At 64.6% G+C, this 24,960-nt stretch carries 26 protein-coding genes; 6 read left to right on the top strand and 20 right to left on the bottom strand.

Features of this window, described 5'->3' with window-relative positions:
• Positions 1–2 precede the first annotated feature (2 nt).
• The 3 genes from L6639_RS13710 to L6639_RS13700 all read left to right on the top strand — a co-directional run bounded on the left by L6639_RS13710 (position 3) and on the right by L6639_RS13700 (position 3,033).
• Positions 3–1,097, top strand: coding sequence for a serine/threonine protein kinase (locus L6639_RS13710; protein ID WP_237862197.1), 1,095 nt, complete (start codon positions 3–5; stop codon positions 1,095–1,097).
• Positions 1,098–1,174: 77 nt separating this feature from the next.
• Positions 1,175–1,759, top strand: a complete 585-nt coding sequence (locus L6639_RS13705) for a CAP domain-containing protein (RefSeq protein ID WP_237862195.1) — start codon at positions 1,175–1,177, stop codon at positions 1,757–1,759.
• 95 nt (positions 1,760–1,854) lie between these two features.
• Complete coding sequence (locus L6639_RS13700; RefSeq protein ID WP_237862193.1) at positions 1,855–3,033, top strand: aminotransferase class V-fold PLP-dependent enzyme; 1,179 nt, start codon at positions 1,855–1,857, stop codon at positions 3,031–3,033.
• Between the two features lie 7 nt (positions 3,034–3,040).
• Here L6639_RS13700 and L6639_RS13695 read toward each other — a convergent pair whose 3' ends face one another.
• The 6 genes from L6639_RS13695 to yajC are packed head-to-tail and all read right to left on the bottom strand — an operon-like array spanning position 3,041 to position 8,693.
• Positions 3,041–4,285, bottom strand: a complete 1,245-nt coding sequence (locus L6639_RS13695) for a threonine ammonia-lyase (protein WP_237862191.1) — start codon at positions 4,283–4,285, stop codon at positions 3,041–3,043.
• A gap of 45 nt (positions 4,286–4,330) precedes the next feature.
• Positions 4,331–5,194 (bottom strand): phytoene/squalene synthase family protein, encoded by an 864-nt coding sequence (locus tag L6639_RS13690; protein ID WP_237862189.1) that lies wholly within the window; start codon positions 5,192–5,194, stop codon positions 4,331–4,333.
• Positions 5,191–5,574 (bottom strand): Mth938-like domain-containing protein, encoded by a 384-nt coding sequence (locus L6639_RS13685; RefSeq protein WP_237862187.1) that lies wholly within the window; start codon positions 5,572–5,574, stop codon positions 5,191–5,193. Before L6639_RS13685 ends, L6639_RS13690 begins: the two co-directional genes overlap by 4 nt.
• A 60-nt stretch (positions 5,575–5,634) precedes the next feature.
• Complete coding sequence (gene secF / locus L6639_RS13680; RefSeq protein WP_237862185.1) at positions 5,635–6,660, bottom strand: protein translocase subunit SecF; 1,026 nt, start codon at positions 6,658–6,660, stop codon at positions 5,635–5,637.
• Between the two features lie 16 nt (positions 6,661–6,676).
• Positions 6,677–8,275, bottom strand: a complete 1,599-nt coding sequence (secD, locus tag L6639_RS13675) for a protein translocase subunit SecD (RefSeq protein WP_237862183.1) — start codon at positions 8,273–8,275, stop codon at positions 6,677–6,679.
• A gap of 49 nt (positions 8,276–8,324) precedes the next feature.
• A complete protein-coding gene (yajC, locus tag L6639_RS13670) occupies positions 8,325–8,693 on the bottom strand; it encodes a preprotein translocase subunit YajC (protein ID WP_057755761.1) in 369 nt (122 codons plus the stop codon).
• A 179-nt stretch (positions 8,694–8,872) separates the two neighbouring features.
• Between yajC and L6639_RS13665 the strand changes: the two genes are divergently transcribed.
• A complete protein-coding gene (locus L6639_RS13665; RefSeq protein ID WP_237862181.1) occupies positions 8,873–9,865 on the top strand; it encodes an ATP-binding protein in 993 nt (330 codons plus the stop codon).
• Between the two features lie 153 nt (positions 9,866–10,018).
• On the opposite strand, the gene L6639_RS13660 is transcribed toward L6639_RS13665, so the two are convergent.
• A complete protein-coding gene (locus L6639_RS13660; RefSeq protein WP_237862179.1) occupies positions 10,019–11,416 on the bottom strand; it encodes a LysM peptidoglycan-binding domain-containing M23 family metallopeptidase in 1,398 nt (465 codons plus the stop codon).
• A gap of 109 nt (positions 11,417–11,525) precedes the next feature.
• Positions 11,526–12,176, bottom strand: a complete 651-nt coding sequence (locus L6639_RS13655; RefSeq protein WP_237862177.1) for a protein-L-isoaspartate(D-aspartate) O-methyltransferase — start codon at positions 12,174–12,176, stop codon at positions 11,526–11,528.
• Between the two features lie 240 nt (positions 12,177–12,416).
• On the opposite strand from L6639_RS13655, the gene L6639_RS13650 reads away from it, so the two are divergent.
• A complete protein-coding gene (locus L6639_RS13650; protein ID WP_237862175.1) occupies positions 12,417–12,788 on the top strand; it encodes a response regulator in 372 nt (123 codons plus the stop codon).
• 3 nt (positions 12,789–12,791) lie between these two features.
• Here the strand turns inward: L6639_RS13650 and surE are convergent, their stop codons facing one another.
• The 12 genes from surE to L6639_RS13590 form a co-directional block, all read right to left on the bottom strand.
• Positions 12,792–13,559 (bottom strand): 5'/3'-nucleotidase SurE, encoded by a 768-nt coding sequence (surE, locus tag L6639_RS13645; RefSeq protein ID WP_237862173.1) that lies wholly within the window; start codon positions 13,557–13,559, stop codon positions 12,792–12,794.
• A gap of 132 nt (positions 13,560–13,691) precedes the next feature.
• Positions 13,692–14,057: a hypothetical protein gene (locus L6639_RS13640; protein ID WP_237862171.1), complete on the bottom strand. Its 366-nt coding sequence runs from the start codon at positions 14,055–14,057 to the stop codon at positions 13,692–13,694.
• Positions 14,058–14,153: 96 nt separating this feature from the next.
• The gene (gene serS, locus L6639_RS13635; RefSeq protein ID WP_237862169.1) at positions 14,154–15,485 is read right to left on the bottom strand and encodes a serine--tRNA ligase; all 1,332 of its coding nucleotides are present in this window, start codon (positions 15,483–15,485) and stop codon (positions 14,154–14,156) included.
• 216 nt (positions 15,486–15,701) lie between these two features.
• On the bottom strand, positions 15,702–16,514 hold the full coding sequence (gene tatC / locus L6639_RS13630; protein ID WP_237862167.1) for a twin-arginine translocase subunit TatC: 813 nt from the start codon (positions 16,512–16,514) through the stop codon (positions 15,702–15,704).
• The gene (tatB, locus tag L6639_RS13625) at positions 16,511–17,062 is read right to left on the bottom strand and encodes a Sec-independent protein translocase protein TatB (RefSeq protein ID WP_237862165.1); all 552 of its coding nucleotides are present in this window, start codon (positions 17,060–17,062) and stop codon (positions 16,511–16,513) included. The genes tatC and tatB overlap by 4 nt, the downstream gene beginning before the upstream one ends.
• Positions 17,063–17,150: 88 nt before the next feature.
• Positions 17,151–17,384: a twin-arginine translocase TatA/TatE family subunit gene (locus tag L6639_RS13620; protein ID WP_237862163.1), complete on the bottom strand. Its 234-nt coding sequence runs from the start codon at positions 17,382–17,384 to the stop codon at positions 17,151–17,153.
• 166 nt (positions 17,385–17,550) lie between these two features.
• Positions 17,551–18,303, bottom strand: coding sequence for an SMC-Scp complex subunit ScpB (gene scpB, locus L6639_RS13615; RefSeq protein WP_237862161.1), 753 nt, complete (start codon positions 18,301–18,303; stop codon positions 17,551–17,553).
• A 21-nt stretch (positions 18,304–18,324) separates the two neighbouring features.
• Positions 18,325–19,164 carry a segregation and condensation protein A gene (locus L6639_RS13610; RefSeq protein ID WP_237862159.1) on the bottom strand — a complete coding sequence of 280 codons (840 nt, stop codon included), beginning with the start codon at positions 19,162–19,164 and terminating at the stop codon, positions 18,325–18,327.
• Complete coding sequence (locus L6639_RS13605; protein WP_237862158.1) at positions 19,161–19,598, bottom strand: hypothetical protein; 438 nt, start codon at positions 19,596–19,598, stop codon at positions 19,161–19,163. Before L6639_RS13605 ends, L6639_RS13610 begins: the two co-directional genes overlap by 4 nt.
• Before the next feature lie 45 nt (positions 19,599–19,643).
• Entirely contained in the window at positions 19,644–21,191 is a 1,548-nt protein-coding gene (locus L6639_RS13600; RefSeq protein WP_237862156.1) for an SPOR domain-containing protein, read from the bottom strand.
• Positions 21,192–21,333: 142 nt separating this feature from the next.
• On the bottom strand, positions 21,334–23,124 hold the full coding sequence (gene argS, locus L6639_RS13595; protein WP_237862154.1) for an arginine--tRNA ligase: 1,791 nt from the start codon (positions 23,122–23,124) through the stop codon (positions 21,334–21,336).
• A gap of 9 nt (positions 23,125–23,133) precedes the next feature.
• Positions 23,134–24,342, bottom strand: coding sequence for a deoxyguanosinetriphosphate triphosphohydrolase (locus L6639_RS13590; RefSeq protein ID WP_237862152.1), 1,209 nt, complete (start codon positions 24,340–24,342; stop codon positions 23,134–23,136).
• Positions 24,343–24,452: 110 nt separating this feature from the next.
• Between L6639_RS13590 and erpA the strand changes: the two genes are divergently transcribed.
• Positions 24,453–24,782, top strand: coding sequence for an iron-sulfur cluster insertion protein ErpA (gene erpA / locus L6639_RS13585; protein WP_027529739.1), 330 nt, complete (start codon positions 24,453–24,455; stop codon positions 24,780–24,782).
• The last annotated feature ends 178 nt before the right edge of the window (positions 24,783–24,960 follow it).

Here is a 24,960-nt window from a genome sequence, read left to right as displayed (position 1 = left end):
CGATGAGTCTCCCGAAAGACGACGCTGCGGTGCTCTCGGCGCGCTGGACTGAGGGCGTACTGCTCAAGCGCGACGTGTTCTCGACCGTCGAACGCGGCCGTTTCCGCGGTAACAGCGGCGAGGTCGACGCCGTGCTGCGCCGGCTGGATGAAGTGCCGTGGTGGTCGTTCCTGCTGGCGCGCCATTTGTTCGCCCGCGAGAAACACGCATTGGTGCTTGCCAAAGGCCTCGATGTCGGCCCTGAGCTGCTTTGGGCCGGACGTCGTGCGCTGGTGCGCGGCTTTGTCGACGGCGTCGCGCTGCACCTGGCAAAGCCTCATGGCGATCTCGCCTATTTCCGCTCGGCGAAGGACGCGCTGCGCCGGCTCCGCCGCGCTGGCATCTGCCACAACGATCTCGCCAAAGAGCAGAACTGGCTGGTCGGCCGCGATGGCCGCGCCTATGTGACCGACTTCCAGCTTGCGGCTTGCTTCAAGCGACGCGGTCGGCTCTACCGCATCCTCGCCTATGAAGACCTCCGCCATCTGCTCAAGCACAAGCGCTCCTACGCGCCGGAGGCGCTGACGGCACGCGAGCGAAAGGTGCTGGCGAAGAAATCGTTCGCCGCGAGCCTCTGGCTTGCCACCGGCAAGAAGGTCTATCGCGCCATCACCCGCGGCCTGTTCAACTTCACCGACCGTGAGGGTGGCGGCCGCCGACTCGTCAACGATGCGCCAGTTATCGCAGAGCTGATCCGCAAGAACCCCGCCGTGCGCGACACCGCCATCGTCGCCTTTGCCGATCGCCGCTCCGGCGTCGGGCTCTATGCGTTCGTGGAAGCCGATCAGGCCGCGCTCGAAGGCCAGCTCCGTAACGAATTGGCGGCTGCCAAGGGGCCAAGGCCGCCGGAACACATCCAGGTCGTCCACGCGCTCCCGCGCGATGCTGGCGGCAGGCCCCGCACCGAGATCCTGCAACTGGTCGCGATGAACCAGCTCGACCTGATCGAGCCGATGATGAGAAACGACCAGGATCGCGCCTTCCTCAAGGACATTCTGGAGCAGCGCAAGAACCTGCGAGATCGCTTCAACTTCGAGGCGGACCTGCCGACCGGTTAGACTACGGGATGCGGGGTGCCTTGAAGCGTCCACAATGCCGTTGGAGAAGCCGGGGGACTGCACTGATTTGGGGACCAATGACTCGCTGGGGGACCACCATAAGGCGCCGCGCGGCCCTGCTGCTTGCAGGTCTGGCGCTGCTGGCGGCTACGCCGGTGACGGCGGCAGAATCCCCTGCCGAACAGATCTCTGGCTTCCGGGCGAAGCATGGTGAGGGCCGCGTCGTGCGCGACGCAACGCTCGACCGCATTGCCGGGGACCAGGCGCGCGCGATGGCGGCGAAGGACGATCTCAGCCACGACGCCCTCGGTCCGTTCACCAAGCGCGTCGCGCCGTCGGGCGCAGGCCGCGCCGCCGAGAACATCGCCTATGGCTATGACACCTTCGAAAAGACGCTGGGACAGTGGATCGACTCCTCCGGCCATCGTAAGAACCTGCTGCTCCACAACGCCTCCCGCGTTGGGATCGCGAGTGCGAAGAACGCCAGCGGCAAGCGCACCTATTGGGCCATGGTGATCGCCGGCGATTACGAGCCGAAGCCCGGCAAGGGCAAAGGCAAGAAGGACAACGAGCCCCTTGTGGCTGTGAAGCGCGAGGTCACACCCGCCAGCAAGCCCAAAGTCGCCAACTGCCACGTCAAGCTGCTCGGCCTCTGCATCTGAGGCGAAGGTGATCCGGTCCCTCGTCGGCCCGCGGTCTTGCCCGCCTGCTTTGGCGCGTCTAATCCATATGGGGGGCCTGCGAGAGGGAGACGCGCTTGATCGACATCGACCGAATCCGGGCCGACACTCCGGCCACCTCCCGGCTCACCTATCTCCACAACGCTGGCGCAGCACTGATGCCGTCACCCGTTGTCGCAGCGATGAAGCAGCATATCGACCTCGAGGCCGAGATCGGAGGTTATGCTGCCGCCGACCGCGAGGCTGGCCGGCTCGACGCTGTCTACGGCTCGGTGGCACGCCTGCTGAACGCCGCGCCGGACGAGATCGCGCTGATGGAAAACGCCACCGTCGCCTGGCAGATGGCGTTCTATGCGCTGCCGTTTCGCGCCGGCGACCGGATCCTGACCGCCGAAGCGGAATACGCCGCCAACTATGTCGCATTCCTGCAAGTTGCCAAGCGCACGGGCGCGGTCATTGAAGTCGTGCCGAGTGAATCCAGCGGCGAACTCGATGTCGGCGCGCTCGAACGCATGATCGACGCGCGCGTAAAACTCATCGCCATCACCTGGGTTCCGACCAATGGCGGGCTGGTCAATCCGGCCGCAGCGATCGGCAAGATCGCGCGGACACATGGCATTCCCTATCTGCTCGACGCCTGTCAGGCGGTCGGTCAGATGCAGGTCGACGTCGAAGCGATCGGCTGCGACATGCTGTCGGCGACGGGGCGCAAATTCCTGCGCGGCCCGCGCGGCACGGGCTTCCTTTATGTCCGCCGCGAGTTGCTGCAGCAGCTTGAGCCGCCGATGATCGACCATTTTGCGGCGCCGTGGGTCTCTCGCGACCACTATCAGCTCCGCGACGATGCGCGCCGGTTCGAGACGTGGGAGAACAATTACGCGGCGCGGCTCGGGCTGGGCGCGGCCATCGACTACACCCTTGCGATCGGCCTCGGCCCGATCCAGCGGCGTTGCCGCCTCTTGGCGGACCGCCTTCGCAATGGCCTTGCCGCCATCAGCGGTATCACCATTCGCGATCTCGGCCGCACGCCGGGTGCCATCGTCAGTTTCACGATGGAAGGCTTCGAAGCGGACGCGATCGTCACCATCGCCGCTGCGGCCGGTATTGTTATCGGCGCGTCCGATCCGTCGAGCACCCGCATCGACGCGGAAGTCCGCGCCCTCCCGGTCGTGGTGCGGGCATCACCGCATTATTACAACACGGAAGCCGAGATCGATCGGCTGATTGCCCACGTGGCGGGTCTGGTGTCGCGATAGCGTCGCCTCAGGTGCAGCGCGCGCTCAATCCGGATGCACCGAGCTTGGCCATGACCTCGTCGAGATGAGCGCTATCACGGGTCTCGATGACGAGTTGGAGCAGCGTCGCCTTGGCCGGCAGGTCCGAGAAGGTTCGCTGATGCGAGACCTCGATGATGTTGGCACCAGCCTCCGCCAGCAGCGCCGCGACCGCGGCCAATTGGCCGGGCCTGTCAGGAATATCGAGCGAGAGCTGCGTCAGCCGTCCCTCGCGCGCAAGCTCGCGCGTCAGCACCGAGGCGATCAGCCTGGTGTCGATGTTGCCGCCGCTCAGGACCAGACCAACCTTCTCGCCGGCAAAGCGCGTGGGATCTGACATGAGTGCTGCAAGACCTGCAGCGCCCGCGCCCTCGACGACCGTCTTCTCGATCGAGATCAGGGTGGCTACCGCACGCTCGAGCTCGGCTTCATTGACAAGCGCGATGTCGTCGACGAGGCCGCGGACGATCTCGGTGGTGATCTTGCCCGGCGACTTGACCGCAATGCCTTCGGCCAGCGTATCGCCCCGCGCCGGCAGATTGCTGCCATGGATGGCATTGTACATCGAAGGATAGAGCCAGGCCTCGACACCGAGGATGCGCAGCGAAGGCTTGATCGATTTCGCCGCAATGGCGATGCCGCTGATCAGGCCACCACCCCCGATCGGCACGACCAGCGTGTCGAGCTCCGGCACCGCCTTGAGTATTTCCAGCCCGACCGTGCCCTGCCCGGCAATCACCAGCGGGTCGTCATAGGGGTGGACGAAGATCATGCCGCGGGCTTCGCCATGGCTGCGCGCAAATGCAGCCGCCTCCTCCAGCGTCGCCCCGGTGACGACCACCTCCGCGCCGTGATGTCGGGTATTCTCGACCTTCACCATCGGCGTGCCCACAGGCATGACGATGGTGGCGGGAACGCCGAGCCGCCTGGCGTGATAGGCGACGCCCTGCGCATGATTGCCCGCCGACATGGCAACGACGCCGCGCGCACGCTCTTCCGGCGTCAGCGCGTTGAGCCGGTTCAGCGCGCCGCGCTCCTTGAACGAGGAGGTGAACTGGAGGTTCTCGAATTTAAGCCAGAGGTCGCAGCCACATATGTTGCTCAGCGTTCGGCTGTAGCTGCAGGGCGTCTCGACGACGGCGCCGCGGATGATTTCGGCTGCAGCGTGAATGTCAGCCGGCGTAACCGGAAAGCCGCTCAGATCGGGGATTGCGGTTTGGGACAATTCGGCCATGGGACAGCATAGTGCATTTGCCCCATACGCGCGATAAGCCGACCGCTATTTGGTAAATTCCCGGGAGCGTGAAGCCCGCCACAGCGTCCAGAGCGTACGCAGCCGCGACACCGGCTGCGGGGCGAAGGGGTTGCGCCCAGGCCGCGCCAGGCGATCGAGATCGGCCTGTGCCTGGCTCAGCGGCAGGAACGCAGCCCGCGCCGACGGCGGCAGCTGTGCCAGCAGGGACGACGCTGTCGCCAGATGCTGCCGCGCATCGCCGATCAGTTGGTTCAGCGCGGCATGGAGATTGGGCGTCGCCTTGCCCGAGAATACATCCTCCATGGCACAGCCATGGCCGGCCAGGAGTTGTTGCGGCAGGAACAATTGCCGATGGGACGCGTCCCGGGGCAGATTCGCGATCACGTGCGCAATACCCTGCGCCAGCCCGGCGTGCCGTGCCACATGCTCGGCCGCATCGGAAGTGTCGCCCATGATCCGCGCCGCGAGCGCGAACAGGGCCGAAGAGGTTGCAGCCAGATAGCCTTCGAGCGCCGTCATGGTCGGCATCGGATCATTGTAGAGATCGAACTGATGCTCGTCGACCAGCAGCGACAGCGGCTCGACCGGCAGGTCAAAATCGCGGATTGCGCGCAACAGTTCCGCCGCCACCGGATTGCCCTCGGCGCTGCCGTGGGCCAGGCCCGAGAATAGATCGGTCCACCATTGGAAGCGGATCTCGCCGGGCAACGGCTGGCTCACCTGATCGCGAACGCGGACGATCTCGACATTGAAGGCGTAGAGCGCGAGCATCGCCCGGCGCGCCGCGGCCGGTGCGAACAGCGTCGCGACGTAGTGCGGAAAGTCGTGGCTGCGCACGAGGTCGGCGCAATATGTCACGGTGTCGGGCGGCGTCGCAGCGCTGCTCATGGCACCGCAATCAGCGCGGCCGCGACGCGGCGCCGTTCGCCGATCATGATGTTGTAGGTGCGTACGGCCGGCCCGGTCTGCATCGTGTCCAGCACCACCCTCACCGCTTTGAGCGCCTGGCGCAGCTCCGGCGGCGGCAGCCAGAGCCCGGTTCCGGTGCCGACCAGCAGCGTGTCGATGCTGTTGGCGGCCGCAAACACCCGATCCAGAGAATAGCGGTCGATCTTGGTGGGATCGGTCACGTCCCAGGCCCAGATCGCATCGGGCAGGCACAGCAGCGAGCCCCGGTGCGACATGCCGCCAAAGGCGAAGCCACCCTTGCCATAGGCCTCGATCGGCGCCGAGCGCGGGAAATGGGGAGCGTTGGGATCGCCGGCCATGAGCTTCGTCCGAATGAGGCTATCACCCTCGCAAACCCATGCGAGGGCATGCGGTTCGGATCATGCCTTGTTTTTCTTCGCCGGCGGAGCCTCTTCCTTCGCATCCTCGCGATGCTCGCCGACGCCGAGATAGATCAGGATCGGCGCTGCGATGAAGATCGAGGTGTAGGTGCCGACCAGCACCACGCCGAACATCATGACGGCCGTGAAGCTGTGAATGGCGTGACCGCCGAACAGCAGCAGCGCCAGCAATGCCAACGTGACCGTCAAGTGGGTGATGATCGAGCGCGACAGCGTCGAATTGATGGACTCGTTCAGCAGCTGCGGCATCGGCATCTTCTTGTAACGCCGCAGCATTTCACGGATGCGGTCGTAGATGACGACGGTGTCGTTGAGCGAATAGCCCAGAATGGTCAGAAGCGCCGCGATGCTGGTCAGGTCGAAATCGACCTGGCTGATCGACATGAAGCCGATCGTCAGCACGATATCGTGCACGTTGGCAATCATGGCGCCGAGCGCGAACTGCCATTCAAACCGGAACCAGAGATAGATCAGGATCGCAACGATGGCCAGCATCAGGCCGGCCATGCCCCAACCCAGCAGTTCACCGGAGACACGCGGACCCACCACCTCGACGCGGCGATACTCCACGGACTCACCGAGGGCGCCGCGAACCTTGTCCACCGCTTCCTGCTGCGCCTTGTCGCCGCCCGGCTGCTCGGCAACGCGAAGCAGCACGTCGGCGGGGCCGCCGAATTGCTGCAGCTGGACTTCGCCGAGACCGAGGCTGCCAAGCGTCGTGCGCATCTGTGCAAGATCGGCTGTGCCCGACTTGGCCCGTACCTCCATCAAGGTGCCGCCCTTGAAATCGATGCCGAAGTTCAGGCCATGCGTGAAGAACAGCACGATGGCGACGATCGAGAGCGTTGCCGAGATCGGGAACGAGATCCGGCGGAACTGGGTGAAGTCGAAATGCGTGTCGTCTGGCACGATACGCAGCGACGGCAGCAGGCCGAGCACGCTGACCACGGTCAGCACGGCAATCAGCACGCCGAGAGAGATGAGTACGAGTTGAGTAGTGGTCACAGCCGGCCTCGAATGATCAAATCGGCACAGTCTTCGGCCGCTTCCACTGCACCCACCACGCCACGATCAGACGGGTCATGGTGAAGGCGGTGAACACAGTGGTGATGATGCCGATACCGAGCGTTACAGCGAAGCCGCGCACCGGTCCGGTGCCGATCATGAACAGCACGGCAGCGGCAATGAAGGTCGTGATGTTGGAATCGAGAATGGTCGCAAGCGCCCGCTTGAAGCCTGCATCGATCGCAGAGATCGGGCTTCTCCCGCCGCGCAGCTCCTCGCGGATGCGCTCATAGATCAGCACGTTGGAGTCGACCGCGATGCCGACGGTGAGCACGATGCCGGCGATGCCTGGCAGGGTCAGCGTGGCGCTTAGCAGCGACAACAGGCCGAAGATCATTGCGACGTTGATACAGACGGCGATATTGGCGAACACGCCAAACAGCCGGTACGTCAACAGCATGAACACGACGACCATGATCGAGCCGACATAGGCCGCAAGCTCGCCCTTCTCGATCGAGTCCTGGCCGAGGCCCGGACCGACGGTGCGTTCCTCCACCACCGTGAGCGGCGCCGGCAGCGCGCCGGCGCGCAACAGGATCGCGAGGTCGTTGGCCGATTGCACGGTGAAACTGCCGGAGATCTGGCCCTGGCCGCCGGTGATCGGCTCGCGAATGACCGGCGCCGAGATCACCTTATTATCGAGGATGATCGCGAAGGGCAGCCCGACATTCTCCTGCGTGGCCTGCGCGAACTTGCGCGCGCCCGAGGTATTGAACTTGAAGCTGACGACAGGCTCATTGGTGCGCTGGTCGAAGGTCGCTTGGGCGTCGGTCAGGTCGCCGCCCGCAACCAGCACCTGCTTCTTGACCACATAGCCGGCCGGCGGCGGCGTGGCGGCCGGCAGGAACTCGGTGTCCGGCGGCAACCCGCCCTGCTGGGCCTGGTCCAGCGGCACCGAGGGATCGACCATGCGGAATTCCATCTTCGCGGTCTTGCCCAGCAGCTCCTTCAAATGGGTGGGATCCTGCAAACCCGGCACCTGCACCAGGATGCGGTCGTTCCCCTGACGCTGGATGATGGGTTCGACGGTGCCGAGTTCGTTGACGCGCTTCTCGACGATCTGGATCGACTGCTCGATGGTCTTGCGCAAGCGCTCGATCATCGCGGGCTCCGGAATACCGAGGCGGATCAATCCACCACCGGCGTCGGCGACTTCAATGTCGCGCTGGCCGCTGGACCCCATGAGGCCGCCAATCGGCTGCGCAAGCTCACGCAACTTGGCGAGCGTCGTCTGGAGATCCGCGTCCTTGACGCGCACCTCGACCGCATCGCCCTTCGTGACGAGACCGGTGTAAACGATCTTGGCCTCGCGCAGAACGCGACGAACGTCGTCGCGAATCTGGTCGAGCTTTTCCTTCTTCACATAGCTGGAATCGACCTCGAGCTGCAGCGAGGAGCCGCCCTGCAAGTCGAGACCCAACACAAGGCGCCGCTGCGCCCAGGCGGGCCAGGTCTTGACCTGCGCTTCGGAGAAGAAGTTCGGAACCGCAAAGAGGCACACGATCAGCGCCGTCAGGATGATCCCGAGCGCCCTCCACCGCGTGAAATACAACATCGACTGGACCTGTCAGATCAGGAGATTTGAGATGCTCGCAGGAAAGCGCTCACTTCGCCCCGGCGTCGTCCTTGGCGCTTTCCTTCGCGCTGTCCTTGGCCGGCTCGCCCTTGGCGCGCACCCCCGAGATCATCGAGCGCATCTGGCGCACGCGCACACCGTCGGAAATTTCGAACTCGATCTGGTCGTCATCGACCACCTTGGTGACCTTGCCGACGAGGCCGCCCGACGTCACGACGGTGTCGCCGCGGCGGATGTTCTTCACCAGCTCGGCGTGGTCCTTCACCTTCTTCTGCTGCGGACGCAGAATCAGGAAGTACATGATCACGAAGATCAGGGCGAACGGCAGCAGCGACATCAACATGCTGTTGGTGTCACCGGCGCCCGCGGCCTGGGCATACGCAGGGGTAATCAGCATTCGGACGATCCTCGTGGAAACGGGGGAAGCCGGTCAGGCCTTGACGGCGACCGGCTCGGTCAAATTCGCGCGGACTATAGCGACCACCGCCCCAATTGCAACGCTGCCAGACCGGCGATTTGGCTACCTTGCGGCGCGCCGTCAGGCCCGATAAGGCTGCATTCTCAGGAACTTCGGACATGCCCAAAAACCTCAGCAAAAGCCCGGCCGGCAAAGGCCCCCGTATCCCTGCCACGAAGCGCGCCCAGGTCGCGGCAAAACGCCCCAATGCGGTCTCAAAGGCTGCTCCAAAGGCCTCCCCCGACCTTACCCAGGAACGCATTGTCCGCGCGCTGGAGACCATCGCGGCCCACCTCGTCGCCCAGGGCAAGCCGACCGTGGAGCGTGAGTCGTTCGACCGGGCGGACGCCTATGTCTGGCACCCCGACGGCCGCCTGGCCGCGGTGCCGCGGGTCAGCCGCGTCGAGCTGTTCCTGCTCAAGGGCGTCGACCGGATGCGCGACATCCTGATGGAGAACACCGAGCGCTTCGCCAACGGCCTGCCCGCCAACAATGCGCTGCTCTGGGGCGCGCGCGGCATGGGCAAGTCGTCGCTCGTGAAGGCTGCCCACGCCAGCATCAACGCGGACCGCAAAGCCTCCGACAAGCTCAAGCTGATCGAGATCCATCGCGAGGACATCGAAACGCTGCCGATGCTGATGGGGAAGCTTCGCGACGCCGACTTCAACTTCATCGTGTTCATCGATGACCTCTCCTTCGACGGCAATGACGCGTCCTACAAATCGCTCAAGGCCCTGCTCGAAGGCGGCATCGAGGGCCGACCCGAGAACGTCATCCTCTACGCGACCTCGAACCGCCGCCATCTGCTCGCGCGCGACATGATCGAGAACGAACGTTCGACCGCGATCAATCCGGGCGAAGCGGTCGAGGAGAAGGTTTCGCTGTCGGATCGCTTCGGCCTCTGGCTCGGCTTCCACCGCTGCAGCCAGGACGAATATCTCGCCATGGTAAGCGGCTATTGCAGCCATTTCGGCGTCAAGGTCGACGACGAGGCGCTGGAGCGTGAAGCGCTGGAATGGTCAACCACGCGCGGCTCGCGCTCGGGCCGCGTCGCCTGGCAGTTCGTGCAGGAGCTGGCCGGCCGGCTCGGTGTTAAGCTGACGACAAAATAGCCAGGCTATCCCTACACTCGAAACTGTCATCGCCCGCGAAAGCGGGCGATCCAGTATTCCAGTGGCGATTGTGATCGATCGAGAGGCCGCGGCGTACCGGGTCGCCCGGTCGAGCCGGGCGACGACACCTCTATTGCGGAGGCGACGTCGGCCTCAGGCCCCGTTGAGGAATTGAAGCGGGTCAACCGGGCTCGATCCCTTACGGATCTCGAAGTGGAGCTGCGGCGACGCCACCTCCCCTGATTGACCCGACTTGGCAATGACCTGACCGCGCTTGATAGTATCGCCGCGCTTCACCAGCAGCTCACTCGCATGGGCATATGCGGTAACGTAGCCGTTGGAGTGCCGAACCAGGACCAGATTGCCGTAACCTTTCAGCTCGTTGCCGGAATAGGCGACGACACCGTCTTCAGCCGCCTTGACCGGCGTACCCTCGGGCACCGCGACATTGATGCCGTCATTGGACTTGCCGTTGGTCTTGGCGCCGTAGCTCGTGATCACCTTGCCGCGCACCGGCCAGCGGAAGGTCGGCAACGAGCTGGTGGTCTCGGCCGCCTTCGCGGGCGCCTCGGCCGCGGGCTTCTCTTCGATATTGGCGGTGGCCTGGGCCAGACGCGCGCTCTGCGCCGGTTGAGCAACAGCGGCCATCTTGGTGGCAGGCGCCGGAGCGGCCGCAACTGGCTGCAATGCAGCCGCGACGGGCGCCGCACCGACGGGCGCCGGAGCAAGCGGAGCGGCAACCGCCGCGGTCTTGGCGCCCGGTACAGTCAGCTTGGTGCCGAGCTTGAGCTTCGCGGACGGCTCGAGACCATTGGCGCGAGCAAGCTCGGCCGCGGAGATGTGGTTCTTGCGCGCGATGCTGGCGAGCGTGTCGCCGTGATTGACGAAGTGGAAGCTGGGCGGAGTAGCGACGGCTGCAACCGGCTTCGGCGCGATCGCAGGCGCCGCGGCAACCGGCGCGGTGACCGGCACTTGTGCAGCAACCGCAGCCCCCGGATGCGGGATGACGATCTGCTGGCCTGGCGAAAGTGCGCGCGGGCCCTTGTAGCCGTTGGCGGCAAGGATCGCCTGCGGCGTCACATGATAGCGCTTGGCGAGCACATCGAGCGTGTCGCTGGTACCCACGATGATCTTGGTACCGCCAGCCGGCTGCGCAGCCACGACGGAGCGCTGCGGCACGGTGCCGGTGGTTTCGAGACGCGGCTGGGCCGGCGGCGTGTAGGAGCCGAGCCCCCGCCCGCCTCCAGAGACGCCGCCACCCGCTGCAACGGGATAGGATTGCGGCGCAGCCACTGCCGGCGGCGGCAGCGCCTGGGACTGATAGTAGCCCGGCTGGGTCTGCGGCCGCGCATATTGCGGCAGGTCTCGCTGCGGCGGCGGGGCCTGCTGCACCGAACCGGTCTGCTCGGAGGAGAAGGGATTGGAGAAGTTCGACTGGGACAGCCGCGACGACATGTCGGCACTGCACCCTGCGAAACTGAAGGAAATCAGCGCCAGCACCGCGACCTGCGGTACGCGGCGCGAGTAAAGCAACTCGGCGACAACAGACATGGTTACTCACTCGTACGCAACAGAACTGGTGTTTTAAGTAAACACGCGCCAAGTAAATAACGGCTTAACCCTCCCAATAAGATGTTGGATGCACTGCTGATCCGGAGTTTTACAGCTCCCGCGCCACGCCCGGCAGTGCCGGCACGAAACGCACCTCCACGAGTTCCTTGCGTTGGATCCCGGTCTCGCTGCGGCTGAGCCGCGTCAGCGTCTGCACGCCCTGGTGCGGGCCGACCGGCGCGATCAGGATGCCACCAACCTCGAGCCGCTCGATCAGGTTCTCCGGAATCTGCTCCACCGCGGCGGTGACGATGATGCGGTCGAACGGACCGATGTTCGGCGGTAGGTTCAAGCCGTCGCCGAGCATCACCTCAACATTGTGACAGCCGAGCTTTTCGAGCCTGGCGCGTGCCGCGTCCGCGAGCTTGCGATAGCGCTCAACGGTCAGGACCTCGCGCGACAACTTCGACAGCACGGCGGCCTGGTAGCCGGAGCCGGCGCCGATCTCGAGCACGCGGTGGCTCTTCTGAAGCTGAAGCTGCTCGGTCATGTAGGCGACGACAAAGGGCTGGCTGATGGTCTGCCCGCAGGCAATCGGCAGCGCGCTGTCACGATAGGCGCCGTCACGATCGGAGGCCTCGACGAAGAGCTCGCGAGGCACCTCCTCCATGGTCCGCAACACGGTCTGATCGCTGATGCCGCGACGTCTCAGCGTGAGCTGAAACATCATTTTTTCCGGCGGGGGCTGATTGGAGATCATCGCTGCTTATGTCGTCTCATCCGGTCCGGATCGATGGTTTCTGCGCCAATGTCCAGGGCCAGAATCTTGTTCCTGCTCAGGAACCGATGATAGCCCTTTGGGCTTAGGGTTTGACCATAAATTGGCTCGCAGCCGAAGCGCCTCCACGGCCATTTTCAAGTGCCGGTTGGCCGAAACGCGCATTGCGTCGATTCGCGTTATCTGCGAACGTTTTCGGGAATGGGCAAGGACTCAACGACAATGACCGCGACAGGGCTTTCGGGCCGCTCTGTATTCCTCGTCGAGGACGAGGTCATGATCCGAATGATGGTCGCGGATATGCTGGAGGAGCTCGGCTACAAGGTCGCAGCCGAAGCGGGAGACATCACCGAGGCCATGCGGCTCGCCCAGGCGACCGATTTCGACATCGCCATCCTCGACGTCAACGTCAACGGCAAGGTGATCTCGCCGGTCGCCGACGTCATAAAGGCCAAGGGCTGCCCCTTCATCTTCGCGACCGGCTATGGCTCATCGGGCTTGCCGGAGCAATATCGCGACCGGCCCGCGCTTCAAAAGCCGTTTCAGCTCGACGCGCTCGGCAAGACCATCGAAGCCGCCCTTCGCGGCGGCTAGCTGTTACTTCAGCGTCGCACTTAGCTCTTCCGAAAACGCTTCATTGGTGCGGTCGAGCCGCAGCGGGGTGACCGAGACGTAGCGTTCGCGCAGCGCCGCGAGGTCAGTGCCTTCGGCCGGCGTGTCCATCATCGCCGCGCGCTCGAAGCCGATCCAGAAATAAGGATTGTTGCGGCCGTCCCTGCGCTCGTCGATCCTGAGGAAGCCGAGATTGCGCTTGCCCTGCCGCGTCACGCGAATGCCGAGCACGTCCTCCGGCGCGCAGGACGGGAAATTGACGTTAATGACGGTATCCCTGGGGATTCCGGCCTTGATCACCTTGCGCAGGATATCAGGACCGAATTTGCGTGCGGTGTCCCAAGGCGGCCGCTCCCGCGTCTCGACGCTGAATTCCTGCGACAGCGCGAATGACGGGATACCCAGAATGGTGCCTTCGAGCGCACCGGCGATGGTGCCGGAATAGACCACGTCCTCGGCAACGTTGCGCCCCTTGTTGACCCCGGAGAGCACGACGTCGGGCAGCTTGGCACCGAGGATATGACGCGCGCCCATGATGACGCAGTCGGTCGGCGTGCCGCGCACGGCAAAGCGCCGCTCACCGACCTCGCGCAGACGCAAGGGATCGTTCAGCGACAGCGAATGCGACACGCCGGACTGATCGAGCTCGGGCGCCACCACCCAAACGTCGTCGGACAGCGCGCGTGCGATCTCCTCTACGACCTTGAGGCCGGGAGCATGGATGCCGTCGTCATTGGTGCAGAGAATGCGCATGCCGGTGGTCGATTCCTGGGCTGGGGTCAGGCCGTCTTATCCGGCTATCACACATCAGGCAAACCGCCTTCGGCGCAGTCCTGACCCGTGATTCCCGCTCATTGCCGCAGCGCAGCAATTGCCCCGTTCGCTCTAGCGGCGGACCCGCCATTGCGGCAGGAAGCGCGCCAGCCTGCCCTCTGCACGCAGTTGCATTGCCGGCACGACCGGGCTCGCGACGGGCGTTGTTTCAATCACACCGAGCGTCTTGAGTTGCGCGATGAGCGGCTCAGCCACCGGCATCTGGGGATAGCGGCCCCGTGCCAGCGTCACCGCCTTGTCAAAATCCTCGACATTGACGCCGGCCTTTGCTCTGCGGCCCTGAATGAGCGCGTCGTCCCATAGCCGTGCGATGTCGATGTCCAGTACACCACGCAAGCGCTGGTCGACGGCCTGGATGCCGGCACCGGTCACCGCCCATTGTCGGCCGATCCAGAAGATGTCGCGGTGCAAGGCCATGAACGGCGGTTTCGGGCTCGGTGGTCACCGGCAGGATAGCCGGCGCCCCGAACTTCGCAACCAAACGTTTCTGCCATTGCCATCGAGCAATCGCACCTATTCGCGCGCGACCACTTTCAGGCCGCCCATATAGGGCTGGAGCACGCTGGGGACCGCGATCGAGCCGTCCTCCTGCTGATAGGTCTCCATCACAGCAATCAGCGCGCGGCCAACAGCGGTGCCGGAGCCGTTCAGCGTGTGCACGAAGCGCGGCTTGCCGTCAGGACCACGCGAGCGCGCATCCATGCGCCGCGCCTGGAAGTCGCCGCAGACCGAGCAGCTCGAGATTTCGCGGAACATGCCGCCGTCGCCCTGCCCGGGCATCCAGACCTCGATGTCATAGGTTTTTTGCGACGAAAAACCCATATCCCCTGCGCAGAGCGTCATCACGCGATAATGCAGGTCGAGCTTCTGCAACACCTGCTCGGCGCAGGACAGCATCCGCTCCAGCTCGTCCTTGCTGGTCTCGGGCGTGGTGATCGAGACCAGCTCGACCTTCGTGAACTGATGCTGGCGGATCATGCCGCGGGTATCGCGCCCCGCCGCGCCCGCCTCGGCGCGGAAGCACGGCGTTAGCGCGGTGAGACGCATCGGCAACTGCTTCTCGTCGAGGATGGACTCGCGTGCGAGATTGGTGAGCGAGACTTCCGCCGTCGGGATCAGGCCGAGGCGCTCGGTCTTCAGCCGCTCATGATCGGGCGCAGCGAGCAGCTCGCCTTTGATCGCCCAGAACTGATCGTCTTCGAATTTCGGCAACTGCCCGGTGCCAAACATCACCTCGTTGCGCACGAGCAGAGGCGGATTGATCTCGGTGTACCCGTGCTCGGTGGTGTGCAGGTCGAGCATGAACTGGCCGATCGCGCGCTCGAGCCGCGCGAGCCCCTTCTTCAGCACGACAAAGCGCGCGCCGGAGAGTTTTGCTGCCGCCTCGAAATCCATGTAGCCGAGCGCGGTGCCGAGATCGTCATGCAGCTTCGGCGCAAAGCCGTAGCTGCGCTTGGCACCGAACACGTGGTGCTGGATGTTGCCGTGCTCGTCGACGCCGTCGGGCACTTCATCGAACGGAATGTTCGGAATCGCAGACAGCTCTTTGGTCAGCTCTTCGTCGGCAGCCTTTGCGGCGGCCTCGAGCTCAGGCATCGTGGTCTTGAGCTCGGCGACCTCGGCCATCAGTTTGGCAGCTCGCGCCTCGTCCTTGGCTTTCTTGGCGTCGCCGATTTCCTTGGACGCAGCATTGCGCCGCGCCTGCGCCTGCTCGGAGGCGAGGATCGAGGCCCGCCGTCGCTCGTCGATCGCGAGCAGCGATGCCGACAACGGCTTCAGGCCTCGCCGGGCGAGGCCGGCGTCGAAGGCTTGCGGATTATCGCGGATCGATTTGATGTCGTGCATGGCTGTGGTCCTGGATCAACGTGCAAACAGTCAACGTTCGACGTTGTATGTTCGCACTGGCGCGTCTCCTAGCACAGGCCTCATCACCCGCGAAAGCGGGTGATCCAGTATTCCAGAGACGGCGAGGATTCCTCGATAGGCCGCGGCGTACTGGATGCCCCGCCCCCGTGCGCAATTGCGCAACTAGACCGGGCATGACCGCTGAGGGTGCGGCCCCTACTCCGCCGGATTCGCGTCCGACGACGCGTTAGTGCCCGATGACGCCTGCGAGGCAGCTGCCTTCTTCTCCACCATCGACACCGAGATGATCGAGCCCTCGTAGAGCGCGAGCAGCGGAATCGCCAGCGAGCACTGGCTGAGGATATCAGGCGGCGTCAGCACGGCTGCGATGATGAAAGCCAGCACAATGAAATAGCGGCGCTTCTCGCGCAGCATCTTTGACGTGATGATACCGACCCGCCCAAGCAGAGTCAGGATCACTGGGAGCTGGAAGGCGATGCCGAAGGCGAAGATCAGCGACATCATCAGCGAGAGATATTCGCCGACCTTGGGCAACAGCTGGATCTGGGCGGTCTCGTCGCCTCCCATCTGCTGCATGCCGAGCGAGAAGCGCACCAGCATCGGCAACACGACGAAATAGACCAGCATCGCGCCCAGCACGAAGAAGAACGGGGTCGCGACCAGATATGGCAGGAAGGCCTGCTTCTCGTGCTTGTAGAGTCCGGGCGCGACGAACTTGTAGATCTGCGTCGCCACGATCGGGAACGAGATGAAGCCGGCACCGAACAGCGCGAGCTTGAGCTGGGTGATGAAATATTCCAGCAGCGCGGTGTAGATGAATTTCGAGTTCTCGGCGCCCGCGACCCACACGAACGGCCAGACCAGCACGTTGTAAATCTGCTTGGCGAAGAAGAAGCAGAAGATGAAGGCCACGCCGAAGCCGAGCAGCGCCTTGATCAGCCGCGACCGCAGCTCGATCAGGTGGTCCATCAGCGGGGCTTTGCTGGCCTCGATCTCGGCGTCGCTCATGACGCTTTGGCGTCCTTGATCGCCTCGGATGGCGCGGTGTCCTGCTGGACGGTCTCTTTTAAGGTCTCTTGGGTGACCGGAGCCGGTTCGACCTCTCGCGTGATGGCGAGAGGCTCATTCACCGCCGCATGTGCCTCTGCTTCTACGAAGGTCTCCGGCGTTGGAGCCTCCGGTGTCGTTGGCGTCGTCGGCGCGTCACTTGAAGTCGCGGGTGGCTCGATGGCAGCGGTCGGAGTGGTCTCAGCCGGCTTGTCGAGCGCATCGACGCGCAGCGCGTCGCTGACGTCCTTCTGCAGCGAGGTCATCAGACCGCCGCCGGTGAAGCCGGAAGCAGCTTCCTTGACCTCGTCAAAGCTCTTCTTGAGGTCGGCCATCTCGGCCTCGCGCATGGCTTCCTGGAACTGGCCCTGGAATTCGGCAGCCATCTTGCGCGCCTTGCCCATCCACTGGCCGACCATGCGCAAAACGCCCGGCAGCTCTTTCGGGCCAATGGCGACCAGGGCCACGACCCCGATCAGAACCAGCTCACTCCAGCCGATGTCGAACATGACGTCTTCCGTTCACGCGAAATCACGATCGGCCCAATCCCTCACGCGCAGGATCGGGTCCGTTTCCCGCGTCTCGCGTGCTCCTGGCTCAGACGGCCTTGCTGCCGACGTCGGATCGCGCAGCGGTCGGCGCGGCGTTGTGCTCGATGGCCTTCGAGGGCTCCTGCTTCTCAGCCGGCTTGTCGTCGTCCTGCATGCCCTTCTTGAAGGCCTTGATGCCCTGCGCCACGTCGCCCATCAGATCCGAAATCTTGCCACGGCCAAACAGCAGCAGGACCACTGCGATCACCAAGATCCAGTGCCAAATGCTAAGTGAACCCATCCTGCAACCCTCCAAACGCGCATGGCCGGGACCCGGCCGATCTTGACCGGAACGTAGGCTTCGCAAGGCCCAAAAACAAGGACCAAGGCAGCGCCAATTCGCTGTTGGCGCTACGTAATCTTGCTAGTGTTAACCGGTCGCAGGGGGCCCGTAGAAGGCCGGAGGATCACGCCTCGCCGCCACCCTCACCGCCCTCATTGCCACCTTCCGGCGGCGTCTCCGGCTCGACGGCAGGCGCCAGCGCCAGATCGAGCTCGTCGCCCGGTTCCAAGGGATCCTCGTCCTCACGCAGCGCCGGATCATCCGACGGCGTCGGTACGCTGAACCCGGTCGGCAGGCGCGAATCCAGGAGGCCTGTGCCCTTCAGCTCCTCCAGACCCGGCAGGTCGCCGAGCTGTTCCAGGGTGAACTGCGACAGGAAGTCCTCGGTGGTTCCGAAGGTCAAGGGACGGCCGGGCGTCTTGCGGCGGCCGCGCGGCTTGATCCAGCCGGTCTCCAGCAGCACGTCGAGCGTGCCCTTGGAGGTGACGACGCCACGGATCTCTTCGATCTCGGCACGCGTCACCGGCTGGTGATAGGCGATGATCGCGAGCACCTCGATCGCCGCGCGCGACAGGCGCTTGGTCTCTGTGCTCTCGCGCGTCATCAGCCAGGCGAGATCGCCGGCGGTGCGGAACGTCCATTTGTTGGCGACGCGCACGAGGTTGACGCCGCGCAAGGCATAGTCGGCCTGGAGCTGCTCAAGTGCAGCCTTCACGTCGACGCCCTCGGGCATACGCTTGGCCAGCGTCGCGGTATCCAGTGGTTCGCTCGAGGCGAAAAGCAGCGCTTCCAGCAGCCGCAATTCTTCGGGACGTGCCTGGGTTTCATTCTCCATCGGCTCGGCCTCTTCTACCCGCACTTCAGCCAGGCTTGCCATGGCAGCTTCTCCTTCTTGCACTTAACCGACCGGGGCATCGGGCGAAGATACTGCGTCCACGATCGGCTTCCCGCGCCCCTTGCGGAAATAGATGGGCGCAAACGCCTCTTTCTGGTTGAGCTCGAGCTGACCTTCACGCACGAGTTCAAGCGCGGCGGCGAAGCTCGAGGCGAACACCGTCGCGCGCTGCGTCGGATCTGCGACGTGACGGATCAGGAAATCGTCGAGCACGCCCCAGTCGTCCTGCTCGGTAATGCTGCCGACCAGCCGCTCCAGCGTGGCGCGCGCCTCGGCAAGCGACCACACCGTGCGCTTGGCCAGATGTACGCTCGCCAGCACGCGCGACTGGCGCTGCGAGGCGTAAGCCGTGAGCAAATCGTACAGCGTCGCGGTGTATTTCGGATGCTTGATCTCGGCGATCTGCTCCGGCTCGCCGCGCGGGAAAACCTCGCGCAGCAATTGCGCCCGGTTCATCAGCCGGTTGGCGGCTTCGCGAATGGCTTCGAGACGGCGCAGGCGGTTCGCGAGCGCAGTCGCCATCTGCTCGGCGCTCGGACCTTCCGCGCTCGGCGGCTCCGGCAGCAGCAGCCGCGACTTCAGGAAGGCGAGCCAGGCCGCCATCACGAGATAATCGGCGGCGAGCTCGAGGCGGATCTTTCGCGCGGCCTCGATGAAGTGGAGGTACTGGTCCGCCAGCGCCAGGATCGAGATCTTGGCGAGGTCGACCTTCTGTTGCCGCGCCAGCGCGAGCAGCAGATCGAGCGGGCCTTCATAGCCCTCAACGTCCACCACCAACGCCGGCTCGCCCTCGGCGAGCTCTGCGGGCCGGCCGGTCTCAAACGATAGAATCTCTGCGGTCATGCGGATGCCGTGTTTGCGATCAATGCGTCCAGTTGCGCATTGTCGTTGCTGTGACGCGGCGCGCCGGCCGCCGGCATGGCGCTATTTGCCTCACCAATGCGTCCCGCCAGCGTCTTCATCGGCACGTCATTACTCATTAACAAACCCTGGAACCCGATTGCGCTGCGAATCACCTGAGCAATCATTGTCGCAGAAGTCGGCATCGGATGGACCGGCTTGGCGGCGCCATCCACGGGAATGCTGCAACCGGCTTGATCCGTCGCAAGCAACTGCCGCGCGTTCAATTCCCTAACATTGACCGCGACTTGGGCCGAAACCTCAAAGCCAAACCTGAAGGGAATGAGGTCCCATGGGCGTTCGGCACGGACAAATGCCCGCCCAGCGGCGGTCAGTTCCGTTCCGGATACGCCGGTAATGAAGGCCCGCGTGCTCATAGGGCCGATTAACCCTGCCCCCGGAGGGGGTCAAGGAAACGGCCGCTAATTCCTCTGGACGAAGCAGGACGGCAGGCCAGCCGATTTCAGATTGTTGCAGGCCTGCACCGCCTCATCAGCCGAGCCATACGGTCCGGCGAAGGCACGGTAGACGATGCCCTTGCCCTTGTCGGTGAGGTCGACCCGTTTGATCACCGGTGAGCGGGAGCCCAGCACGCTACCATATTTGCTCTGGAGCACCCGGTAGGACGCGGCGGCGCTATCCTCGCTCTGTTGCGAAGATACCTGCACGACATAGCCGCCCCCGCTGGGCGCAGGCGCGATCTGTGTCGGATTGGTCGCAGCCATGCGCTGCGGCGGCTCGGCCGGGGCGGCTTGCGGCGCCAGCGAGAGCGGCTGATTGGCGCTGGCATTGGCTGAGGTTGGCGGATTGCGGGGCGCAGCCGGTGTCGCGACCGGCTTCGCCGGCACGGCCGGCTTCGCTGCCGGCGCTGCGGCGCCTTGCGGCACGACGCTATCTGTCTGGTCGCCCTTCACAGCCACCGTCTTGATCGAGCGCGGCGCGCTGTTCGGCATCGTCCCGTTGCTCGGGATCGCTCCAGCACTCGGCGGCGGAGCGGTCGAAGGCGACACGCTGGCGACCGAAGGCGGGTTGGCATTCTGGTTCAGCGCCGGAAACACCACCCGGGGACCGGCCGCCTTGGCATTGACGTCGACGGGCGCTTCCTCACGCGGCACGATCTTCTCACTGCCGTCGCCGCTTGCCATACGGTCCGGCACCTTGGCCGAGGAGTCCGACGGAGCCGGCACGACCTTGGTCGGCGTGTTGTCGGCCTTGATGATCGGCGGCTCGCCGCTGCGGGGCGAGCCGATATAGGTCTTGTAGGCGAAAGCCGCGCCAGTGCCGACCACGGCGAGCGCGAGGATCGCCGCGACCGTCATCATGCCGCCGCGCGATTTCCTGGGCTCATCGAGATCGGCCTCGGGATAGTCGCTCTGGAATGCGTAAGGATCGTCCGGATAGGCCGGCTCACGCTGAAAATCCTGCTCGCCCGACTCGAGCCGCCCGTAGAGCGCATCATCGTAGCGCGCGGGATCAGGTTGCTCGTAAGGCGCTTCATAGGCTTGATGCTGGGCCGGCTCCTGATGGTAGGCTTGCTCTTGGTAAGCCTGATCCTGATAGGCCTGCTGCGGCTGCTGATACTGCGGCTCGGGCGCGGCCGGTTGAGCCGAATAGCGATGCAGCGGATGAATCGGATTCACGGCAACGGGATAGTCAGGTTCGGGCGCCGGCTGCGGCTGCACGTTGGCGCGGCGCATCCATGAAGGCGGCCCAGGCTGAGCCGGCGGTGCGGGCTCGGCATAGTCCTGCTGATGGTCGTCCCGCTGGTAATCGTCGTCCTGATAGCTTTGCGTCGGCGCAGGCGCCGCTGCCGGCCGCGCACCCGGGCGGCCCTGCGCTGCGAACGGATCGGTCTGCCCGATCAGGCGCGCGAGTTCGGCCAAGGGATCGCTGTCCGCCTTCCCATGCTGATCTGCGCCGCGACCATAGTCATCGGAAGGAAACGGTCTGTCGTGATATCGATCGGCCATCGTGATGATGCGTCCCTTCGGGAAAGCTGCGCGCCCCTCGACCAAGGCGCAGCTTTCGACCCACAAGGCTTTCAACCAAGTCTAAGCGATCCGGCTTCTGCCGGTACCCCCAAAATATTCCCCTTAAGTAGTTCGCCCCAAACTACCGCATCTCGTCCGGGGCATGGACGCCGAGGATGGCGAGGCCCGATGCCAGGACTGAGACGACGCCCTGGACCATGGCCAGTCGCGCCTTTGTAAGATCTGCATCATTATTGATAATGAAGCGTAAATAGGGCAAATCGCGCCCCTTCGTCCAAAGTGCGTGAAATTCGCTCGCTAAGTCATAGAGATAAAAGGCAATACGGTGCGGCTCATGGGCCGCGGCGGCGGCCTCCAGCATCCTCGGATAAATTGCGAGGCGCTTAAGAAGATCGAGTTCGACGGGGTCCGACAGCCGTTCCACGGCCGACTCACTGAGCCAGGCAATGCGTTTGTCGGTATCCTCCGGCAGCTCCGGGAACACCTCGGCCCGGGCGTTGCGGAAGATCGAGTGGCCGCGGGCGTGGCCGTACTGGACGTAGAACACCGGGTTGTCGCGCGACTGTTCCATGACCTTGGCGAGGTCGAAGTCGAGCACCGCGTCGTTCTTGCGGTAGAGCATCATGAAGCGGACGGCGTCCTGGCCGACTTCATCCACCACCTCACGCAAGGTTACGAAGTCCCCGCTCCGCTTGGACATTTTCACGGGCTCGCCGTTGCGCAGCAGCTTCACGAGCTGGACGATCTTGACGTCGAGCGAGCCCTTGCCCGAGGTCGTCGCCTTCACCGCCGCCTGCATGCGCTTGATGTAGCCGCCATGATCGGCGCCCCAGACGTCGATCATCTCCGCAAAACCACGGTCGAACTTGTTCTTGTGGTAGGCGATGTCGGAGGCGAAATAGGTGTAGGAATTGTCCGACTTGATCAGCGGGCGATCGACGTCGTCGCCATAAGCGGTCGCCTTGAACAGCAGCTGCTCGCGGTCTTCCCAGTCCTCGACCGGCGCGCCCTTCGGCGGCGGCAGGCGGCCCTCGTAGATATCGCCCTTGGCCTTCAGGAAATCGATGGTCTCGGCGACCTTGTTGTTGCCGGTCTCGATCAGCGAGCGTTCCGAGAAGAACACGTCGTGGCGGATGTTGAGGGCGGCGAGATCGTCCTTGATCTCGTCCATCATCATCGCGATCGCCTTGGCGCGTACCGTCGGCAGCCATTGCGCCTCGCTCATCGCGAGCAGCTTGTCGCCGTGCTCCTTGGCCAGCGCCGCGCCGACCGGCTTCAGATAGTCGCCGGGATAGAGGCCTTCCGGGATCGCGCCGATATCCTGGCCGAGCGCCTCGCGATACCGCAAGAACGCGGAGCGTGCGAGCACGTCGACCTGGGCTCCGGCATCGTTGATATAATATTCGCGGGTGACATCGTGGCCGCCGAACTGCAGCAGGCTCGCAAGCGCATCGCCGAACACGGCGCCGCGGCAATGGCCGACATGCATCGGCCCGGTCGGATTGGCCGAGACATATTCGACATTGACCTTGGAGCCGCCGCGGACGCGACCGTAGTCAGCGCCCTCGCGCAGCACCGTGCGCAGCGCCTCGGCCCAGGCGGCGGGCTGCAGCGTCAGATTGATGAAGCCGGGACCGGCGACGTCGACCTTGGCGATCAGCGCATCGGCGCGGAGCTTCTCGGCGATCTGCTCGGCGAGGTCGCGCGGCTTTGCCTTTGCCTCTTTCGCAAGCACCATCGCGGCGTTGGTCGCCATGTCGCCATGGGAGGCGTCGCGCGGCGGCTCGACCACCACGCGCGCAAAATCGATGCCCTCGGGCCAATTGGCTTCGGCCGCGAGCGCGCGGCAGGCGGCGTGCACGCGTGCGAGCACGTCGGCGAACAGATGCGGGCTTGAGGATGTGTCGGGCATGGCCGCCGCCTAACGCAAATCCGGGGTCGAGTCAAAGAGCCGCTGGTGCTCGGTCAGGGCGAAACGGTCGGTCATTCCGGCAATGAAATTGCCGATCCGGCGGGCCCGGTCGCCCTCGTCGTCCGCTTCCGCCCCCACCAGCCATTCCGGCGGCAGGTCGGCCGGCGATGAGGTGTACTTCGCGAACAGGTCGAACAGGATCTGTTCCGCCTCGCCCATCACCCGCATCACCCGCTTGTGGCGGTACATGTGCCCATAGAGGAAGCGCTTGATGGCGGCCTCCTCCTCGGCGACTTCGGGCGGGAATGCGATCAGCGCCCGGCTCTGCTGGCGGACGTCCTGGGCCGATTGCGGCCCGACGGCAGCGATGTTCTTCTGCGCCTCCGCGAACACCGCGCCGATCAGATGGGAGATCAACTCACGTACCAGCTCGGCCCCGCGCCGGACGTCCTCGAGGTCGGGATAATGCGCCGAGGTCTCGGCGATGATCTCGGCCGTGAGCGGCATGACCTTGAGGTCGTCGAGATGGAACAGGCCGGCGCGCAGGCCGTCGTCGATGTCGTGGGCGTCATAGGCGATGTCGTCGGCGATCGCGGCGACCTGCGCCTCCAGCGAAGCGAAGCTCCAGAGCTCCAGATCGTAGGTCTTGACGTAGTCGGCGATCCCGACGGGAATGCCATGCTCGCGATAGCGGCCAACGGGCGCGCCGCTGCGGTCGGTCAGCGGACCGTTGTGCTTGACGATGCCCTCGAGCGATTCCCAGGTCAGGTTGAGCCCGTCGAATTCAGGGTAGCGGTGCTCCAGCGAGCCGACGACGCGGAGCGCCTGGGCGTTGTGGTCGAAGCCGCCAAAATCCTTCAGGCAGGCATCCAGCGCCCGCTCGCCGGCATGGCCGAATGGCGGGTGCCCGAGATCATGGGCCAGCGCCAGGGTTTCGGTGAGGTCCTCGTCCAGGCCGAGCTGACGGGCCAGCGCGCGGGCGATCTGGGCCACCTCCAGCGAATGGGTGAGCCGGGTCCGGTAGTGGTCGCCCTCGTGGAACACGAAGACCTGGGTCTTGTATTTGAGGCGGCGGAACGCGGTCGAATGGATCACCCGGTCGCAATCCCGCCGGAACGGGCTGCGGGTCCGGCTCGGCGGCTCGGCGACCAGCCGGCCGCGGCTGCGCTCGGGGTCGCAGGCATAGGGCGCGCGGGGGGCTGCCATTCCGACGGACACGACGAATTTAGTCCCTATCCATTTGATTCTGCGTATCCTTGCACTTAACTATGCCGGACGCGGGATACCAAGTGAACTTGGCATGACCGCGGGCCGATCGGAGACCGACAATGACGACTGCCGTGACCATCAGCGACCGCGCCGCCCGCCGGATCGGGGAGATCCTCAAGGGCGAAGGCACCGGCGCGATGCTGCGCATCTCGGTCGAGGGCGGCGGCTGCTCCGGCTTCCAGTACAAGTTCGACATCGACCGCGACCGCACCGACGACGATCTCGTCATCGAGCAGGAGAACGCGGTGGTGCTGGTCGATTCCGCCTCGCAGCCGTTCCTGGCAGGCTCGCAGGTCGATTTCGTCGACGACCTGATCGGCGCCTCCTTCCGCGTCAACAATCCCAACGCGACGGCGTCCTGCGGCTGCGGCACCAGCTTCTCGATCTAGCCCGGCACAAAATCTCGAAAACAACCCCATGCACAGTAGTCGGGACGCCCGCATGGCGCGTTTCGGCTTTTGCGAAAATCATTTGACCCGTCGGGCAAAACAGGGGTAGGATGTCATCATCGCGAAATCCCAAGTGCGGGGTGCTCGACCAGGCACACGCGCGGCAGCTTCGATACAG

It is taken from the genome of Bradyrhizobium zhengyangense, assembly GCF_022012555.1.
Lineage (GTDB): Bacteria > Pseudomonadota > Alphaproteobacteria > Rhizobiales > Xanthobacteraceae > Bradyrhizobium > Bradyrhizobium zhengyangense.
Note: the sequence above shows the minus strand (reverse complement) of the source record. Positions and strands in the feature narration are given on the sequence as shown.